The organism is Streptomyces sp. ALI-76-A (genome assembly GCF_030287445.1).
Taxonomy (GTDB): Bacteria; Actinomycetota; Actinomycetes; order Streptomycetales; family Streptomycetaceae; genus Streptomyces.
Genome location: NZ_JASVWB010000004.1, coordinates 256,493 through 274,541, shown reverse-complemented (window position 1 = coordinate 274,541; position 18,049 = coordinate 256,493). Strand labels below are relative to the sequence as shown.

Sequence of the window (18,049 nt, the reverse complement as noted above, 5' to 3'; positions counted from 1 at the left end):
TGGTGGCTTCTTCGCCCCGCCGCCCCTTCCCGTCCCGTCCCTGGGGGCTTCGCCCCCAGACCCCCCTTCGGCCCTGAAGGGGCCTCGTCCTCAAACGCCGGACGGGCTGGAAAATCAGCCTCTCCGGCGTTTGAGGAGCGGGGGTCGGGGGCGGAGCGCCCAGGGGTCGGGAACGGGAAGGGGCGGCGGGGGCGAAACCCCTAGGGCAGCACCCGCTCGTCCACCATCCGCTCCACGCAGCGCCCCAGCACCGTGAGGAACTCCGGTGTCTGCCAGGGCCCCCGGTCCACCCGCCCGGTGTCGTCCACGCCCAGGTCCTGCACGTCGTACCGGCCACGGCAATGCCCGAGAGTGAAGTAACAGACCTCGCCCACCCCGTGCCGCTTCAGGTAGAGCACCGGACGGGCCGCCTCGTCGGCCGCCGCCGTGCCGCCCTCGTCGAACCCGCGGCACGGCCCCGTGTACTCGGCGTGCAGCAGCACCTCCAGCTCCCCGTGCAGCTCACACACGTACAACTCGTCGGTCACCGTGAACGGCTGGACACCCTCGACCAGCGGGTGGCCGGGCCGCGTCACCCGCACCTCGTACGGTTCGATCGGCGGGTGGGCGAGGAACTGGCTGCCGAGCACGCCGGCCAGCTCACCGAGCAGCCGCGGGGTGGTGAACACCCGGGTCCCGCCGTCGGCCGGCCCCTCGATCACCGCGTTGGTGCCGTGCAGGGCGAGCCAGCGCCCGCCCCGCTCGACGAACCGGGCCAGCGCGGCCCGCTGGGCGGGACGGGGCCGTACATCGCAGGTGTAGGTCACCAGCAGGTCCGCCCGGTCCAGTGCGGGCAGGCAGTCGTAGTCCTCGTAGACCCGGGTGCGGACCTGGGGATGGCCGTCCAACAGGTCCAGCAGCCGCAGCCGCGCGTAGTCGAAGTCGTGCCACTTGCCGCCGCAGACCAGTACGGCGTCCAGGCGGCCGGCCGGGCCCGCCACGGCTCAGTACTGGACGCGGGTGAGCAGCCCGCCGTCCACCACGAGGTTGACGCCGACGCAGAAGGAGCCGGTGCGGCCCAGCAGGAACGCCACCGCGGCGGCCACGTCCTCCGCGCTGCCGTAGCGGCCGATGGGCAGCTTGGCGAGGACCTCCTCGTAGACCTCGGGGCGGCTGGTGCGGATGGTCTCCCAGGCGCCGCCGGGGAAGTCGATGGGGCCGGGCGAGACGGTGTTGACCCGGATGCCCTTCGGGGCGAGCGCGTGGGCGAGGGCGGAGGCGTGCTGGACGACGGCGGCCTTCAGGGCGGAGTACGAGTTGGCCCCGGCCGGGCGGGCGGTGTCGGAGGCGTTGGTGGTGCCGATGGCCACCACGGCGGCCCTCTCGGAGGCCTCCAGGTAGGGCATGGCCGCCTCGACGAGTCCCGCGAACGGCATCAGGTCACCGCGCAGGCTGGCCTCCCACGACTCGGGCCCCTTGACGTTGCCCGCCGAGACGTTGGACACCAGCAGGTCCAAGCCGCCCAGCTCACCGGCCGCCCGCTCCACGAAGCCCGCCAGCGCCGCCGGGTCGGTCACGTCGACCGGCTCGGCGAACACGGTCGCTCCCTCGGCACGCAGTTCGGCGGCGGCCTTGGCGAGGGCCTCCTCGCCCCGGGCGCACAGCGCCAGCGCGCAGCCCTCGGCGGCCAGCGTCCCCGCGATCGCCCGGCCGATGCCCCGGCTCGCGCCGGTCACCAGCGCGTTCGCACCTGTCAGTCCCAGATCCATCGATGTCACTCCTCAGTGCGTGGTGTTGCCTTCAGTGGCCTGCCGTGGTGGCGCGTGCCTCGGTGGCCGCGTTCAGTTTCCGGACAGTTCGGAGAACGGCACCTTGTCGACCCGCGGCTCCCCCGGCAGCTTCAGCACCCGCTCGCTGATCAGGTTGCGCTGGATCTGGTCGGTGCCCCCGGCCAGCCGGTAGCCGGGCGCGCCCAGCAGGTGTTCCGTCCAGGCGAAGGTGCCCGGCTCGCCGGTGTCGGCGGTGATCCGGGCGCCCATCAGTTCGGCGGCCACCTGCCCGGTGCGCGTCAGAAGGTCGGATGCCATGAGCTTGGTCAGCGAGGCCTCGGGGCCCGGCCGTCCGCCGGCCGCGCTCGCCCGGGCGACGCGGTCCACGGTGGCGGCCCGCAGCGCGCCGCGCACATACAGGTCGGCGAGACGCCGGCGCACCAGCGGGTCCCCGGTCCGCTCCAGCGAGCGGGCGAGGGCGAGGACGTCGTCGAAGGTGCCGCCCTTGCGCCGGTTGCCGGAGCCGGAGGCGGTGCGTTCGAAGGCGAGGGTGGCGTTGGCCACTTCCCAGCCCTGGCCGGGGCGGCCGATCCGCAGCCCGTCGGGGACGCGTACGCCGCTGAGGAACACCTCGTTGAAGGAGGCGCCGCCGCTCATCTGGCGGATGGGGCGGATCTCCACGCCCGGGCTGTCCATGGGCACCAGGAAGGCGGTGATGCCGGCCTGCTTCACGACGTCCGGGTCGGTTCGGGCGAGCAGCAGGCCGTACTCGGCGAACTGGGCGCCCGAGGTCCACACCTTCTGCCCGTCGATCACCCAGTCCTCGCCGTCGCGCCGGGCACGGGTGCGCAGGGCGGCCAGGTCGGAGCCGGCACCGGGTTCGCTGAAGAGCTGGCAGGCCAGCAGGTCCGTACGGAGGAAGGCGCGGGCGTGGGTCGCGCGCTGCTCGGGCGTGCCGAACAGGGAGACCGACATGGCGACCAGTCGCACCGTGACGCTGATCAGCTCGGTGGAGGGCGGTACGTCGAACGCCGCCTCCTCCTGTGCGAAGACGGCCGCGTGGGCGGCGGTCAGGCCCTGGCCGCCGTTCTCCGTGGGGAGGGTGAGGGCCTGGTAGCCGGCGTCGTGCCGGGCGCGCTGGTAGGCGCGGCAGCGGTCGAGCAGCTCGCGCTCCTGCGCGTCCGTGAGGTTGTGGAAGACGGCGAGGTCGGCGGCGGTGTGACCCGGAGTGTCGGCTGCCTGCCGGGGTGCCAGTGTCGCGGCCAGCCACTGGCGGACCTCGGCCCGCCACGTGTCGACCTTCGGTTGGGGCATGGTGACCTCCTTGTCACACGTGTCCGGGCTCACTTACCAGACGGCTGCTTGAGTAACGGCTACTCGGGTCGGAGCAGAACGCCTTTCCAACGTGGGTGAGTGTCGTCCGCTCGGGTCAGAGTGTTCCGCACTTTCTTGATAAACGCTACAGTCTTGGCGTCGACTCTCCCCCCTGCCCGGCCGCTGGGCGGACGGGGTGCGCCCCGTGGAGCGAGGGAGAGGACGAACCGAGGAGCGCCGGAGGATTGATGCCCCAACAGCCACTGGACTCGCGCGCCCGCGACCTGCCGGACGCGACCGCCCTGGCCGACGACACGGAGAGCCTGTCCTGGTCCCGCCTGGCCGATCAGGTGGCACGCCTGACCGGGCGCCTCCTGGAGGTCGCGCCCGGGCCCGAGGACCGGGTCGCCGTCCTGGGCGACAACGCCGTGGCCACCCTGGTGGCCCATCTGGCCGGCCTGCGGGCGGGTGTCGGAACGGTGGCCGCCTCGCGGCAGCTCACCGTGCGGGAACTGGTCGACCTGCTCACCGACGCGGGAGCGAAGGCCGTGATCAGCGGCCCGGCGGGCGAGTCGGCAGCCCGGCGGGCGGGCGCGGAACTGGGCCTCCCGGTCGTGGTGCACGGGACACCGGCCAAGGACGACGCCATCGGCTGGACCGAGTGGCTGGCCGGGGCGGAACCGGTGGCCCAGCCCGCCGGCCGCCCCGCCCGGCCCCCGCTCGTCTACACCTCGGGCACCACGGGACGGGCCCGCGGCACCGAGGTGCGCTGGGTGCGGGGGCCGGTGACCGACAGCTCCGCGTACCTGGAGGCGGTGGCCGCCCGCCCCGGTTTCCCGCCGGGACCGCACCTGGTGTGCGGCCCGCTCCAGCACAACGGCCCGCTCACCGCCCTGCGTCATCTCGCGGCCGGGCGGCCGGTGGTGATCCTCGGCAGGTTCGACGCGGAGACCTTCCTGCACCAGGTGGAGCGGTGGCGGGTCACCTCGTCGGTGATGGTGCCGACCCACTTCGGCCGCCTCCTCGCGCTGCCGCCGGAGACCCGCGTCCGCTACGACGTCTCCAGCCTGGTGCAGATCTCGCACACCGGCTCCGCGTGCCCGCCGGAGGTGAAGCGGGCCATGATCGACTGGCTCGGTCCGGTGCTGACCGAGTCGTACGGGGCCAGCGAGGCGGGCACGGTCGCGCGCATCGACAGCACCGAGTGGCTGGAGCACCCCGGTTCGGTGGGGCGCGTCCAGCCTCCCTTCGACGTCCTGGTGACCGGCGACGACGGCAGCCCCCTGCCCGCCGGAGAACTCGGGCTGCTGTCCTTCCGGGCGCCGGAGGGCCGCGGTGTGCGCTACCACGCGGACGAGGAAAAGACGAAGGCCGCCTACGTGGCCCCCGGCGTCTTCACCCTCGGCGACATCGGCTACGTCGATCCGGACGGCTACATCTTCATCACCGACCGGGCCGCGGACGTCGTGGTATCCGGCGGGGTGAACCTCTATCCGGCGGAGAGCGAGGCGGTGCTGCGCGAGCACCCGCGGGTCGCCGAGGTCGCGGTCATCGGCGTGCCCGACCCGGACTTCGGCGAGTCACTGCGGGCCCTGGTCGTCGTGACGGACGACGGCGCGCCGGCGGACGGGGAGCTGCACGCGTTCTGCCGCGAGCGGCTGGCCGCGTACAAGTGCCCGAAGACGTACGAGGTGGTCCCGGAACTCCTGCGCAACGCCATGGGCAAGCTCGACAAACGGGCGATGCGCCGCCCGTACTGGGACTCCGACCGGACGATCGCCGGCTGAGCCCCGCCGCCTCCCCCCTCTCCTCTTCGCGCGAGCCCTCCCTCGCACAAGCCCTTCTCGGCACAAGCCCTTCTCCGTACAAGGACCCTCATGACGGAACTTCTGCTCGTCCGGCACGGCCTTCCCGTCTCGGGCGTCTTCGATCCCGAGCTGTCGCCGGACGGCATCGCCCAGGCCGAGCGCCTCGCCCCCTGGCTGGCGGACGAGGGCATCGACGCGCTCTACGTCAGCCCGTACCGGCGCGCCCGGGAGACGGCGGCGCCGCTCGAACGGCTGACGGGCCTGACCGCCACCGTGCTGGACGACCTGCGCGAGTGGGACACCGATGTCTCCCACCCCTACACCCCGCCGGAGCAGATCCTCCCGGACGACCCCCGGTCGGTGGCGCTCTCCGAGGGACGGTACGAGGACTTCGTACCGGATCTGGACCGGGACGCCTTCCGGGCGCGGGCGGTGCGGGCGGTGCGCACCATGCTGGACGCGCACCCCGGCGGACGGATCGCGGCCGTGTGCCACGGCGGGATCACCAACACCTACCTGGCGACCGTCCTCGACATCCCCCGGATGTTCTGGTTCCACCCGGGCTACACCTCGGTCAGCCGCGTGCGGCGCATGCCGGGCGGGCGGATCGTGCTGCACTCCGTGAACGAGACGGCTCATCTGGTCGCGGAGCGGGCCGTCGACTCCGTCGGCTGACCCCCCACCCACCCACTCCCCAGCTCCCCCCTTCGACACCCACCCCCAGGAGGCACCGGACATGCCCGGATCCGTCATCGTCGCCGGAGCGAGAACGCCCATCGGCAAGCTCATGGGCGGGCTGAGCAGCCTGTCCGCCGCGGACCTCGGCGGCCGGGCCATCCGCGCCGCGCTGTCCGCGGCACTCGTGGACCCGGCGGCCGTGGAGGCCGTCGTGATGGGCCATGTCGTCCAGGCCGGCGCCGGTCCCAACCCGGCCCGGCAGGCCGCGGTGGCCGCCGGAATCCCGTTCGCCGTACCGGCCGGCACGGTCAACAAGCTGTGCCTGTCCGGGCTGCACGCCATCGCCCTGGCCGATCTCATGGTCGCCTCGGGGCGCCACGAGGTGGTCGTGGCGGGCGGCATGGAGTCCATGTCCGGCGCCCCGCACCTGCTGCGCGGGTCCCGCACCGGCTGGAAGTACGGGGCGGCCTCCGTCGAGGACGCCCTGGATCGCGACGCGCTGACCTGCGCCTTCGACGGGGTCTCCATGGGCGCGGCCACCGAGCGCTACCAGCGGCCCTTCGCGTTCACCCGCGAGGAGCAGGACGAGTACAGCGCGCTGTCGCACCAGCGGGCCCACCGTGCCCAGGAGTCCGGCGCGTTCGCCGCGGAGATCACGCCGGTGACCGTGGCCGGGCGGCGGGGCGAGACGGTGGTGGCGTCCGACGAGGGCGTCCGGCCGCAGAGCACCGCTCAGAGCCTCGGGCGCCTGAGGCCCGCCTTCTCCGCCGAGGGCACGATCACCGCGGGCAACGCCTCGCAGCTGTCCGACGGGGCCGCGGCCGTCGTCGTGATGAGCGCGGACCGCGCCCGCCGGGAGGGCCTGACACCGCTCGCCGAGATCGGCGCCTACGGCACCGTGGCGGGCCCCGACCCCTCCCTGGTGGTGCAGCCGGCCGGTGCGGTGCGCGACGCCCTGTCCCGCGACGGCCGGCTGAAGGCCGGGGACCTCGACCTGCTGGAGATCAACGAGGCGTTCGCCGGGGTCGCCCTGGCCTCCGTACGGGAACTCGGTGTCCCGCTGGAGAAGGTGAACGTCAACGGCGGTGCCATCGCCCTCGGCCATCCCGTCGGCATGACCGGTGCCCGGCTCGTGGTGACCCTCACCCGGGAGCTGCTGCGGCGCGGAGGCGGCACCGGAGCCGCCGCGCTGTGCGGGGGCGGCGGCCAGGGCGACGCGCTGCTGCTGAACGTACCGCGCGGCTGACGCCTCCTCCCCACCAGCTCCGTCCTCTCCCCCACCCGTACGAGACTCAGGTTGACGCACATGACCAGCCAGCCACTCCAGGCCCCCCGAGTACCGCAGTCCGTCCAGCGGGAGGACGAGGCGACTCTCGTCGTGGGCAGCCGCGTCGACGCCGCCGACGGCGTCGTCTCCCTGGTGCTGCGCCACCCGGAGGGCGACCCGCTCCCGGTCTGGGCACCGGGAGCCCACATCGACCTGCTGCTGGACAACGGCCTCGTCCGTCAGTACTCCCTGTGCGGGGACCCCGCCGACCGGGGGGCCTGGCAGATCGCCGTCCTGCGCGCGCCGGAGGGCCGCGGCGGTTCCTCGTACGTCCACGACCGGCTGCGGGAGGGTTCGGCCGTGCGGGTGCGGGGGCCGCGGAACAACTTCCCCCTGCGCCCGGCCGAGCGCCATCTCTTCGTCGCGGGCGGGGTCGGCATCACCGTGATCCTGGCGATGGTGGAGGCCGCCGAGGCCGCGGGAGCCGACTGGCGGCTGCTGTACGGCGGCCGCACCCGCGGTTCCATGGCGTTCCTGGACCGCCTCGCGCCCTACGGGGACCGGGTGATGATCCGGCCGCAGGACGAGTACGGCCTGCTGGACCTCGCCGCCTTCGTCGGCTCCCCCCGCGCGGGCACGCTGGTGCACGCCTGCGGTCCGGAGCCGCTGCTTCGTGCCGCACAGGAGCAGTGCGCCTCCTGGCCCTCGGGCACGCTGGGCATCGAGCGGTTCGCTCCGGTCGCGCCGTCGGCCGGGGCGGCGCCGGCCGAGGCCTTCGAGGTGGTGCTCACCCGGTCCGGACACACGCTCACGGTCCCGCCGGACCGCTCGGTGCTCGACGTGGCGGAGGAAGCGGGTGTCCCGGTGCTGTTCTCCTGCCGGGAAGGCACCTGCGGCACGTGCGAGACGGACGTGCTGGAGGGGACGCCGGACCACCGGGACTCCCTGCTCGACGAGGACGAGCGGGCCGCCGGCGAAACCATGCTCATCTGCGTCTCGCGTTCCTGCGGCCCTCGGTTGGTGCTCGACCTCTGAGGCCGCGCGCCCCCGGTCGCCCGAGCCCGCGTGGCGCCCCGGTCGCCGAGCGGGTGCTGTCGGGTCTGTCCTCAAGGAAATGTGAACTGGTGTGCGCGACCGCCCTGTTGGCACGTACGTTGTGCGGTGAATCATCCACACCTCGGCCGAAAGACGGACGCCACCCATGACGGACCCCGCGCAGACGCCCGGATCAGCGGTGCAGCAGAAGATCGACACGTCGGTGCCGCATTCGGCCCGTATCTGGAACTACTGGCTGGGCGGGAAGGACAACTACCCGGTCGACGAGGAAGCCGGCGACGCCTACACCGCCGTGTTCCCCGGCATTGTCACCATCGCCCGCAGCAGCCGCGCGTTCCTGCGCCGCAACATCACGTACCTGGTCTCCGAGGCGGGCATCCGGCAGTTCCTGGACATCGGCACCGGCCTGCCGACCGCCGACAACACCCACGAGGTCGCGCAGCGGATCGCCCCCGAGGCCAGGATCGTCTACGTCGACAACGACCCGATGGTCCTGGCCCACGCCCGTGCCCTGCTCTACTCCACCGCGGAGGGCGCGACCGCCTACGTCGACGCCGATGTGCTGGACCCGGACCGCATCCTGGCGGCCGCCGCCGAGACGCTGGACCTCACCCGCCCCACGGCCCTCATCCTCAGCAACATCCTGGGTCACGTCGCCGACGACGACCAGGCCCGCTCCATCGTCACCCGCCTGATGGACGCGCTGCCCTCCGGCAGCCACCTCTCCATCAACGACGGGTCACGGGGCATCGACCCCGCCTTCGAGCGGGCCCAGGACGCGTACAACGAGAGCGGCGCGGTCCCGTACAACCTGCGCACCGTCGACCAGATCACCGCGTTCTTCGACGGCCTGGAGCTCATCGAGCCCGGTGTCGTCCCGGTCCCCCTGTGGCGCCCGGAGCCCGGCGCCCCCGTCCCGGGACCCATCGGCGAACACGGCGGCCTCGCCCGCAAACCGTGACGCGGCGCGCGCGTCCCACGCCATGACGACCGCCACCCAGGGGCCGTCGTGGCGTGGGACGCGCGGCCGGCAGCCGGGAGGGCCGGTCCCGTGTGGGCGGGGCGGGTAGCGTGATCGCCTCGTGATCAAGGGGGCGTGGTGCGCGCGATACCGACCGTGGTGACGGCCGGAGTGGCCTGCCTGGTGGCGGGGGCCGCCGTGACCGGTTGCACGGACGACACCAGCGGGGACGAACTCTCCGCCCAGCGGATGCTCGACCGCGCGAACGGGACCATGAACGACCTGAAGTTCAGTGCCTTCGACAAGCCCCTGGACGTACGGGCCCCGGCCGCGGCCGACGTCCTGGACGCGAGCGGCGTCGGCGGCGGACGACCGATGGCGGACGACCGGTGGCGGTGAACCCGGGCGCGCAGCGACCGCCGCGGTCTCAGTCGTCCGAGCCGTCCGCGACGGTGTCCGACCGGTTCACGCCTCGAACTCGGTGAGATCGATGGCATGGACGCTCAGCGGCAGACCGTACACCGGGTGTTCGGTCTGCAGCACCGGCACCATGCCGAGCTTGCGGATGATGTTCTCGGAGGCGTCGTCGCCGGCCCGGCTGATGCTGATGACGCGGTCGAGGCCACGGTCCTGGAGGGCGAACTCCAGCGTGGCCTGGGCGGCCTCGGACGCGTACCCCTGGCCCCAGAACGACGAGCCGAACCGCCAGCTGATCGCCACGGCGGGCATCACCTCCGGCAGGAACTCGGGCACGGACAGGCCGGTGAAACCGGCCAGTTCACCCGAGGCCAGCAGTTCGACGGCGAAGAGACCGAAGCCCTCCTCGTCCCACTCCTCCTCCCACCGCTCGATGGCCTCGGCGGTGTCGTCCAGGTCGCGCACCGAACCGTCGTCGACCCAGTGCATGACCTGCGGGTCCGCGTTGATCTCCGCCATGGGCGCGAGGTCGTCGTCGTGCCAGCGACGGAGGATGAGGCGGGGCGTGCGGATCTCGGTCATGGCGCCCATCCTGCCCAAGGCAGGGGGCTCACCGGTAATCGGCGGCCCGCGCGGCCCGCCGATCACCGGACCGCACAGCGCGTACGGGCCACGGGTCACGAAATTTCCGGTACGGGCGGCGCGTTCCTCCCGGTACGGCGTCCGAGCGCCGGCCTGGCCGGAGACGGGGGGAAGTCGGTGCGGAGGGCGGGGCGGGACAGTGGTCCGCGGATCGCCGTCGTCGGCGCGGGGATAGGCGGCCTGACCCTGGCCGCGGCGCTGCGGACGGCCGGCGTTCCCTGTGTGGTCTACGAGCAGACGCGGGAGTTCTCCGAGATCGGCGCGGGCGTCCAGCTCGCCCCGAACGCGGTGCGCCCGCTGCGCCGGCTCGGGCTCGGTCCCGCGCTGGACGAGCACGCGGTTCGGATCGACGCGGTCGAGTTCCGGACCTGGCAGGGCGCGTCCATCGCCCGCACCGAACTGGGCGCCGAGTGCGAACGGCTCTTCGGCGCCCCTTACTACAGCGTGCACCGGGCACATCTGCACGAGGCTCTGCGGGAACGCGCGGAGCCCGCCTCGCTCCGGCCGGGCCGGCGCCTGCTGCGGGTGGAGGAGCACGCGGACCGGGTACGCCTGGTGTTCGAGGACGGCACCGTCCACGAGGCCGATGTCGTGGTGGGCGCCGACGGAATCCACTCGGTGGTCCGCGACGCCCTCGTCCGGGACGCCCCGGTCTTCTCGGGCCTGAGCGCGTTCCGCGGACTGGTGCCCGCCGACCGCGTCTCGCCGGCCGCCCGGCAGCCCCGGGTCAGGCTGTGGCTGGGACCGGGCGGGCACTTCGTGTGCTACCCCGTGTCCGGGGGCGAGCTGATCAGCTTCGCGGCGATCGCCGCCCTGGACGTCCCGCCGGCCGAGTCGTGGTCGGCCACGGCGGATCCGGCCTCCGTACGTACCGCCTTCGACGGCTGGCACGGCTCGGTCTCCGAGATCCTGCACGCCGCCGGCCAGGTCCGTCACTGGGCGCTGCACGATCGCGAGCCTCTTCACCACTGGTCCACCGACCGGCTGACCGTACTCGGTGACGCCGCGCACCCCATGCTGCCGTTCATGGCCCAGGGCGCCAACCAGGCCGTCGAAGACGCGATGGACCTCGCCGTGTGCCTGGCCGGGGCGCGCCTGGACACCGTGCCGGCGGCGTTGCGCCGGTACCAGTCGCTCCGTGCCCCTCGCACCGCCGGGATACAGCGCCGCTCCCGCGACAGCGCGGCCGGTCTGCACCTCCCCGACGGCCCGGAACAGCAGGCCCGCGACGAGGCCATGCGTCGCTCCGCGGCACCGCGTCACCGGGCGTGGCTGTACTCCTACGAGACCGAGGACACCCGGTCGCCCCTCACCCGATGACCGGGCGGCACGCCCCGAACGCCCGGACGGGGACCCGGGCCCGGCCGCCGGTCATGCCGCGCGGGCCCGCCGGTGCGCTGTTCGTACGGGCGCGGCCGGGGTGCGGACGGAACGGACGCGGTACGTCGTCCTGGTCGGGTCGACGACCGGGTCACCGAGGGTGATCCTGCCCGCGGAGTGCAGCGCGTCGCATGCGGCGGTGGCCAGGGCGACGTAACAGCTTCCCCTTCCGGCGGTGGGGTCGAACGGCTGCCAGTAGCTGTATCTGCGACGTCCGTCCGCGTGCACCGTGAGGAACACGGGGGTGCGGGGGTCGGAGACGATACGCAGCACGTCCTTGCCGGCGGGGCTGAGCGGAGCGGCGGACCGGCTGCGGTGGGGCAGAAGCATCCTCAGTCCTCCCCGACCGTGACCCGCGGACCCCGCGTGGCGCCGGCCGACGTGCTCCGTCGCGGCGGACGGCCGGAGCGGGCGGCGGCGAACGCGCCGCGCGCGACGGCCGTGCCGGCTGCTTCAGGTGCCTGCCGGCCCTCGGCGGCCTCGCACCGGCGCGAGGTGGACGAGGGAGCGGGGTCCTGTGGTGCTTCGGGGGTGGACTGCATCAGCGGTGGCCTTCCTGAGGCGGGACTCAGGATCGTCTACCCAGTGCGGACGATCTTGATCACGCTTTCTCCGCATTGTGCAGCACGGCACTGACAACGCGGTCGCACGCGGGCTCGCACGGCACCGGCGGTGAGGGGCAGCCTGGAGCGGGAAGCACGGAGAAGGCCGACGCCCCGAGGGCGTCGGCCTGTCGTGATGCCGGGCGGATTCCTCCCGGCATGAACCGCGCGGCCCGGCGGTGTCGGTTCGCCGGGCCGCCAGGTTGTGCGGCGGATTCGGTCAGCGATGCCCGCGCTGGCCGCGGAACTTGCCCAGCAAGCGCTGGGCCTGGGCCCGCCGTCGGGGGTCGGACGCGGTGCGTCGGGCCTGCTCGGCCGTGCGTCGCCCCTGAGGGCTCTTCGCGAACTGCTTGATGCGTTCCATCATGCCGGGCATGTGGATCCTCCCTCGGGTGCCAGCGGTTTCCCTGCTCCACCCGCCTACCCTGCGTGGGCCGACTCATCCCTTCATCCGGCCTGCGGCCGGGAGCTTCCTGCTCCTGTCTTCCCGCGTGGTGCCTCCTGCTGCCCGCCCGCCACCGGGCCCTCTCACGAGCGCACGGCCCTTGACGGCCACCCGAGTACCGCCGACGCGGCCGTCGTGTCATCCGGGCCGTCGGCGGAGCCGGACGTAGCTTGGTCCGCGGCGGAGGCGGATCCACCCGACGGCGAACCCTGGTGGCGTGATGTGTTGGAGTGCGACGGCCGATCTGGTGGCGGGCACCGCTGTCACGGGTGTGGGTGTCGCGTGCGTGGCGCGGGCGCGCGGCGGCCGGGATCTGCCGCTCGCCGCGCTGCCGCTGCTGCTCGGTGTCCACCAGATCGTCGAGGCGGTCGTCTGGGAATCGGGGGGTGGCCGCGGGCCCGCCACCATGGTCTGGGCCGTCATCGCGCTGCCCCTCCTGGCGGTGTGGGTGCCGGCGGGCGTGCTGTGTGTCGCCCCACCGCACGCCCGACGCCGGCTGGTCCTCCCGCTGGCCGTCGGAGCCGCGACGGCCGCTGTGCTCGCGTACGGGCTCGTCACCGCCCCGGTGACGGCTGAGATCCGTGAGCACACGGTCCGCTACGGCTTCGGCCTGTCCCACGCGGCGCTGCTCGTCGCCGGGTACCTCCTGGCGACCGTCGGTTCGCTGCTGCTGTCCGGTGACCGGCGGCTGCTGATGCTGGGCGTGCTGGCCGCCCTGGGCGCGTTCGTCTGCTGGGCCCTGTGGCGGCTGGAGTTCGTCTCGACCTGGTGCGCCTACGCGGCCGTGTGCTCCGTGGTGCTGTTCCGCTGGGTGCGCGCACGGCCGGACCCCGGGCGGACGGCGCCCGACCCGGCCGCGCGGACACCGGGCCGCAGGACCGGCTGAAGGGCGCGGATCGGCGACGGCGCCCGCTCTTCCGCCCTTGCGGCCCCTCCGGTCAGTGACCTCAGTGACCCTTCAACCCTTGCGGCCCCTCCGGTCAGTGACCTCAGTGACCCTTCAACCCTTCCGGCCCCTCCGGTCAGTGACCCTTCAGCCCCTCCGGCCCCTCCGGTCAGTGACCCTTCAACCCTTCCGGCCCGTCCGATCAGTGACCCTCGAAGCCGGAAGAGCCGGCCCGACGCGTCGCCGCCGAGCCGGCCCTTCCGGTGGTCCGTGCCCCGGGGAGCGTCGAGGCCCGCGCTCGACGGGCCCGGTCAGTCCGTGCCGGCCTCCATCGCGGCGCGGTCCAGCATCGCCTCGTCCTCGGAGACCTGGCCGCGGGAGGCGATGGCCTCCGCGCCGCCCTCCGGCATGGTGCCGATGAGCCCGGTCGCGGCGGCCTGGGCGGCCCCCATGGCGGGACTGGCGGTGCCGATCAGGCCGAGGCCGGCGTACTGCTCCAGCTTGGCCCGCGAGTCGGCGATGTCGAGGTTGCGCATGGTGAGCTGGCCGATCCGGTCCACCGGGCCGAACGCGGAGTCCTCGGTGCGCTCCATCGACAGCTTGTCCGGGTGGTAGCTGAACGCCGGGCCCGTCGTGTCGAGGATCGAGTAGTCCTCACCGCGCCGCAGCCGCAGCGTCACCGTGCCGGTGACCGCGGAGCCGACCCAGCGCTGCAACGACTCGCGCACCATCAGCGCCTGCGGGTCCAGCCAGCGGCCCTCGTACATCAGGCGGCCCAGGCGGCGACCCTCGTTGTGGTACTGGGCGAGGGTGTCCTCGTTGTGGATGGCGTTCACCAGGCGCTCGTACGCCGCGTGCAGCAGCGCCATGCCGGGCGCCTCGTAGATGCCGCGGCTCTTGGCCTCGATGATCCGGTTCTCGATCTGGTCCGACATACCCAGGCCGTGGCGGCCGCCGATGGCGTTGGCCTCCATCACCAGGTCGACCGGGGAGGCGAACTCCTTGCCGTCGACCGTCACCGGGCGGCCCTGGTCGAAGCCGATCGTCACGTCCTCGGTGGCGATCTCGACCTCGGGGTCCCAGAACCGCACGCCCATGATCGGCTCCACGGTCTCCACGCCCGTGTCCAGGTGCTCCAGGGTCTTGGCCTCGTGGGTGGCGCCCCAGATGTTGGCGTCGGTGGAGTACGCCTTCTCCGTGCTGTCGCGGTAGGGCAGGTCGTGGGCGAGCAGCCACTCCGACATCTCCTTGCGGCCGCCGAGCTCGGTCACGAAGTCCGCGTCCAGCCAGGGCTTGTAGATCCGCAGGTGCGGGTTGGCGAGCAGCCCGTAGCGGTAGAACCGCTCGATGTCGTTGCCCTTGAAGGTCGAGCCGTCGCCCCAGATCTGGACGTCGTCCTCCATCATCGCCCGCACCAGCAGGGTGCCGGTGACGGCCCGGCCGAGCGGGGTGGTGTTGAAGTACGCCCGCCCGCCCGAACGGATGTGGAACGCCCCGCAGGTGAGCGCGGCCAGGCCCTCCTCGACCAGCGCCGCACGGCAGTCGACCAGGCGCGCGATCTCGGCACCGTAGGTCCGCGCGCGGCCGGGCACCGAGGCGATGTCGGGCTCGTCGTACTGGCCGATGTCGGCGGTGTAGGTGCACGGGACGGCACCCTTGTCGCGCATCCACGCGACCGCGACGGAGGTGTCGAGGCCGCCCGAGAAGGCGATGCCGACACGCTCGCCGGCGGGAAGGGAGGTGAGGACCTTAGACATAGGAAGAGTATGCAGAATCCCGCATGACAATGCAAAGGCTGTCCGGATCCCCTGTCGGCGGGACGAGGGTGAAGGGAACCGGCCATACCGCGGGGCCGCCGGCACGGTGGACCGGCAGCGGCGGGTCGACCCCACACCAGCGGGTCACAACGGCGCGCCGACCCCGGCCCACCCGCACATTACCGAACCGTAACCTGCCGACCGCTACCGCCGGTAACAGCCTCGCCGCTACCGTCCTGACAGTCCGTCTAAGAGTGGCGCGGGGTGCGCGCGGTGGGACGACCGGGCGCACCCCTGCGTCACAGCCCCCACAGCCGTCCCATCGGACCGTCAGCCGCCCGAGCCGCACGCGAAGCTCGGCCTCCCTCCCCCCTCGGAGGTCCGTCATGCCCGCATCCGCCCGCCTCCTGGCCACAGCCGTCGCCGCTGCCGCCTGCCTCGGCGCCACGGCCGTCCCGGCCACCGCGACCACGGACACCGACCCCGTGGTCTCGCGCGGTGTCACCATCCCCACGTTCTACAACCCGCCCGCCACCCTGCCGGCCGCCGACGGGGCCCTCGTCCGCAGCGAGCCGCTCCCGCTCGCGCTGAGCCTGCCCGGTGTGGGCGGCCCGCTGCCCGGCACGGCCACCCGCCTGATGTACAGGTCGACGGACTCGAACGGCCGGCCCGTGGCGGTCACCGGTGCCTACATCGAGCCGGCCGCAGCCTGGAAGGGCGGCGGCGCACGGCCGTTGGCCGCCGTCGCGCCCGGCACCATGGGGCAGGGCGACCAGTGCGCCGCCTCACTCGGCCTGGAGCACCCTCTCCGGCTCAACGGACAGACCGTGTCGGTCGGTTACGAGAACCTGGCGATCTACCGCCTGCTCGCCAAGGGCATCGCCGTCGTGGTCACCGACTACGCCGGGCTGGGTGCCACGGACCGCCTGCACACCTACGTCAACCGCGTCGACGAGGCCCATGCCGTCCTGGACGCCGTCCGCGCGGCTCGGTCGGTGCGTGGCGCCTCGGTCACCGCCGACTCCCGAGTGGCCCTCTTCGGGTACAGCCAGGGCGGCGGCGCGACCGCGGCCGCCGCCGAACTCCAGGCCACCTACGCACCCGACGTCACGCTCGCCGGCACCTACTCCGGAGCACCGCCCGCCGACCTGACCGACGTCACCGAAGCCATCGACGGCAGCGACCTCGCCGGAGCCCTGGGCTGGTCGGTCAACGGCTTCCTTCAGTCCGACCCCGCCCTGCGGCCGATCGCCGAGGCCCACCTCAACGACGCGGGCCGGGCCGCCCTCGCCGACCTGTCGACCATGTGCGTCGGTGACGCCCTGTTCGCCTACAACTCGGTGCGCAGCACGGGCTGGACCACCGACGGACGGCCGATCAGCGACATCATCGCGGCCGAACCGGCGCTGCGCGCGTTCCTGGACGACCAGCGCGTCGGCAGGCTGCGGCCGAGCGGTCCCGTCCGCCTGGCGACCGGCACCAGCGACAACCTCGTCCCCCACGGGCAGGCCCGTCAGCTCGCCGTCGACTGGTGCCGCAAAGGCGCCGACGTCACCTACAAGGCCGTGGCCCTGCCCGACGTGGGCCGCCCGCTGATCAACCACTTCGCCCCCCTGCTCACCGACCAGGGCGAAGCCGTCTCCTGGCTCACCGACCGCCTCGCCGGCAAGCCCGCCACGTCCACCTGCCCGGCCCTGCTGTCGAAGTCCTGAGCAGCGCCGGGCCCGTCCCACCCGCGTCGCCGCGCACCCAGCGGCACGCCGCAGTGCGCCGAGCGGGCCGTCCGACGCGGCCCGCTCGGCGCACGTCCGCCCACCATGACGAGTACGCCCGCACCCATGACGCGTCCGCCTCTCCGCGCTCGCTCCCCTCGTCCCAGTCCCACGCCGAGACGTCAACCGATGCCGAGGTACAGTCAGCCCGCGGTGTCGACGGAACGGTTCACGGGGCAACCGGACAGGGGAGCCACCGCACGACAAGGAGCGTCCGCGCCATGGGTACCACCGTCCACGTTCCGCAGACCCGGGACATGATCGGAGAAGAGCTCTCCGGCGACGAGGCGTTCACCGCCCTGCGCCACTACGGCGGGCTGCGGCTGCTGATCGACGCCTTCACCCGGTTCCGTTACGCGGACGGCTTCACCAACGCGCGCGCCCTCGCCTTCCAAGTGGTGGTCGGCCTCGTCCCGTTCACCGTGGCGCTCGTGGGCCTGGCCACCTCGGTGCACACCGACAGCGTGGGCCGGATCATCGAACTCTCCCTCGGCCAGATCGTGCCCGGCGCGAGCGCCGATGTCGTCGCCGACGCCTTCGACGGCACGCGGCGCAGCGCCGAGGGCGGCGCCTGGAGCGCGCTCGCCCTGTGGCTCGGGCTCGCCTTCGCCCTGCTGAACCTCGCCTCGGCCATGGGGCAGATCGAGCGCGGGGCCAACCGTATCTACGGCATCGAGCGCGACCGTCCGTTCCCGCGCAAGTACGCGCGCGCGTTGGTGCTCGCGCTCTCGGCCGGCATGCCGATGGTCCTGGGGTTCGTGGTGCTCGTCGCCGGCGAGGCCGTCGGTGACGCGGTGGCGCACACCGCCGGGTGGAAGGACGGCGGGCCGCAGTGGTGGGGCGTGCTCGACATCCCGGTGGGGCTCGCCCTGGCCTGGGTAGCCTCCGCGGTGATCTTCCGCTGGTCGCCCCGCCGGGTCCAGCCCGGCTACACCTGGCTGGCGTTCGGCTCGGCCGTCCACCTGCTGCTGTGGGTGTCGGCCACGTGGCTGCTCGCGCTGTACGTGGAGGAGAGCGGCGCCTTCGGTGCCGTGTACGGTCCGCTCACCGCCTTCATCGCTCTGCTGCTGTGGGCCAACCTCACCGCCGTCGCGCTCTTCCTCGGCATCGCGTTCGCCGCCCAGCTCGAAGCGGCCCGCGCCGGCATCCAGGCGCCCGTGCACCCGGACCCCGGTCCCGGTGCGTGACGGATCGTCACCACTCCTCAGCCGCCTGCTTTCTGGCGGCTCCACGCCCGATTCCTTTGGTATGGACCTGACAGCCGCCTGGAGCTAAGCTTCGCCCAACGCCGAAGAGAGCGCTCTCAATCGCGTTGT

The 18,049-nt window shown here is 73.2% G+C and carries 17 protein-coding genes; 10 read left to right on the top strand and 7 right to left on the bottom strand.

Annotated elements, in window-relative coordinates; all coding sequences use genetic code 11:
* Positions 1 to 200: 200 nt before the first annotated feature.
* The 3 genes from QQS16_RS37780 to QQS16_RS37770 all read right to left on the bottom strand — a co-directional run bounded on the left by QQS16_RS37780 (position 201) and on the right by QQS16_RS37770 (position 3,062).
* Positions 201 to 980 (bottom strand): ThuA domain-containing protein, encoded by a 780-nt coding sequence (locus tag QQS16_RS37780; protein WP_286067068.1) that lies wholly within the window; start codon positions 978 to 980, stop codon positions 201 to 203.
* 3 nt (positions 981 to 983) lie between these two features.
* Positions 984 to 1,748, bottom strand: a complete 765-nt coding sequence (locus QQS16_RS37775; RefSeq protein WP_286067067.1) for an SDR family NAD(P)-dependent oxidoreductase — start codon at positions 1,746 to 1,748, stop codon at positions 984 to 986.
* A 72-nt stretch (positions 1,749 to 1,820) separates the two neighbouring features.
* Positions 1,821 to 3,062 carry an acyl-CoA dehydrogenase family protein gene (locus QQS16_RS37770; protein WP_286067066.1) on the bottom strand — a complete coding sequence of 414 codons (1,242 nt, stop codon included), beginning with the start codon at positions 3,060 to 3,062 and terminating at the stop codon, positions 1,821 to 1,823.
* 248 nt (positions 3,063 to 3,310) lie between these two features.
* Between QQS16_RS37770 and QQS16_RS37765 the strand changes: the two genes are divergently transcribed.
* From QQS16_RS37765 to QQS16_RS37740, 6 genes are all read left to right on the top strand, one after another.
* Positions 3,311 to 4,849, top strand: a complete 1,539-nt coding sequence (locus QQS16_RS37765) for an AMP-binding protein (RefSeq protein WP_286067065.1) — start codon at positions 3,311 to 3,313, stop codon at positions 4,847 to 4,849.
* Between the two features lie 90 nt (positions 4,850 to 4,939).
* Positions 4,940 to 5,545: a histidine phosphatase family protein gene (locus tag QQS16_RS37760; RefSeq protein ID WP_286067064.1), complete on the top strand. Its 606-nt coding sequence runs from the start codon at positions 4,940 to 4,942 to the stop codon at positions 5,543 to 5,545.
* A gap of 61 nt (positions 5,546 to 5,606) precedes the next feature.
* A complete protein-coding gene (locus tag QQS16_RS37755; protein WP_286067062.1) occupies positions 5,607 to 6,794 on the top strand; it encodes an acetyl-CoA C-acyltransferase in 1,188 nt (395 codons plus the stop codon).
* A gap of 60 nt (positions 6,795 to 6,854) precedes the next feature.
* Complete coding sequence (locus tag QQS16_RS37750) at positions 6,855 to 7,850, top strand: PDR/VanB family oxidoreductase (RefSeq protein ID WP_286067061.1); 996 nt, start codon at positions 6,855 to 6,857, stop codon at positions 7,848 to 7,850.
* Between the two features lie 166 nt (positions 7,851 to 8,016).
* Positions 8,017 to 8,832, top strand: a complete 816-nt coding sequence (locus tag QQS16_RS37745) for an SAM-dependent methyltransferase (protein WP_286067060.1) — start codon at positions 8,017 to 8,019, stop codon at positions 8,830 to 8,832.
* Positions 8,833 to 8,970: 138 nt separating this feature from the next.
* Entirely contained in the window at positions 8,971 to 9,231 is a 261-nt protein-coding gene (locus tag QQS16_RS37740) for a hypothetical protein (protein ID WP_286067058.1), read from the top strand.
* 66 nt (positions 9,232 to 9,297) lie between these two features.
* On the opposite strand, the gene QQS16_RS37735 is transcribed toward QQS16_RS37740, so the two are convergent.
* Positions 9,298 to 9,831, bottom strand: a complete 534-nt coding sequence (locus QQS16_RS37735; protein WP_286067056.1) for a GNAT family N-acetyltransferase — start codon at positions 9,829 to 9,831, stop codon at positions 9,298 to 9,300.
* A gap of 177 nt (positions 9,832 to 10,008) precedes the next feature.
* On the opposite strand from QQS16_RS37735, the gene QQS16_RS37730 reads away from it, so the two are divergent.
* Positions 10,009 to 11,211: an FAD-dependent monooxygenase gene (locus tag QQS16_RS37730; RefSeq protein ID WP_286067054.1), complete on the top strand. Its 1,203-nt coding sequence runs from the start codon at positions 10,009 to 10,011 to the stop codon at positions 11,209 to 11,211.
* A 51-nt stretch (positions 11,212 to 11,262) separates the two neighbouring features.
* Here the strand turns inward: QQS16_RS37730 and QQS16_RS37725 are convergent, their stop codons facing one another.
* Positions 11,263 to 11,601 (bottom strand): hypothetical protein, encoded by a 339-nt coding sequence (locus QQS16_RS37725; RefSeq protein WP_286067052.1) that lies wholly within the window; start codon positions 11,599 to 11,601, stop codon positions 11,263 to 11,265.
* A gap of 492 nt (positions 11,602 to 12,093) precedes the next feature.
* The gene (locus QQS16_RS37720) at positions 12,094 to 12,249 is read right to left on the bottom strand and encodes a hypothetical protein (protein WP_286067050.1); all 156 of its coding nucleotides are present in this window, start codon (positions 12,247 to 12,249) and stop codon (positions 12,094 to 12,096) included.
* Between the two features lie 289 nt (positions 12,250 to 12,538).
* On the opposite strand from QQS16_RS37720, the gene QQS16_RS37715 reads away from it, so the two are divergent.
* Complete coding sequence (locus QQS16_RS37715; RefSeq protein ID WP_286068110.1) at positions 12,539 to 13,204, top strand: DUF6629 family protein; 666 nt, start codon at positions 12,539 to 12,541, stop codon at positions 13,202 to 13,204.
* A 311-nt stretch (positions 13,205 to 13,515) separates the two neighbouring features.
* Here the strand turns inward: QQS16_RS37715 and argG are convergent, their stop codons facing one another.
* Entirely contained in the window at positions 13,516 to 14,961 is a 1,446-nt protein-coding gene (gene argG / locus QQS16_RS37710; RefSeq protein ID WP_286067049.1) for an argininosuccinate synthase, read from the bottom strand.
* Positions 14,962 to 15,347: 386 nt separating this feature from the next.
* Between argG and QQS16_RS37705 the strand changes: the two genes are divergently transcribed.
* Positions 15,348 to 16,673, top strand: coding sequence for an alpha/beta fold hydrolase (locus QQS16_RS37705; RefSeq protein WP_286067048.1), 1,326 nt, complete (start codon positions 15,348 to 15,350; stop codon positions 16,671 to 16,673).
* Between the two features lie 281 nt (positions 16,674 to 16,954).
* Positions 16,955 to 17,920: a YihY/virulence factor BrkB family protein gene (locus QQS16_RS37700; protein ID WP_286067047.1), complete on the top strand. Its 966-nt coding sequence runs from the start codon at positions 16,955 to 16,957 to the stop codon at positions 17,918 to 17,920.
* Positions 17,921 to 18,049 lie beyond the last annotated feature (129 nt).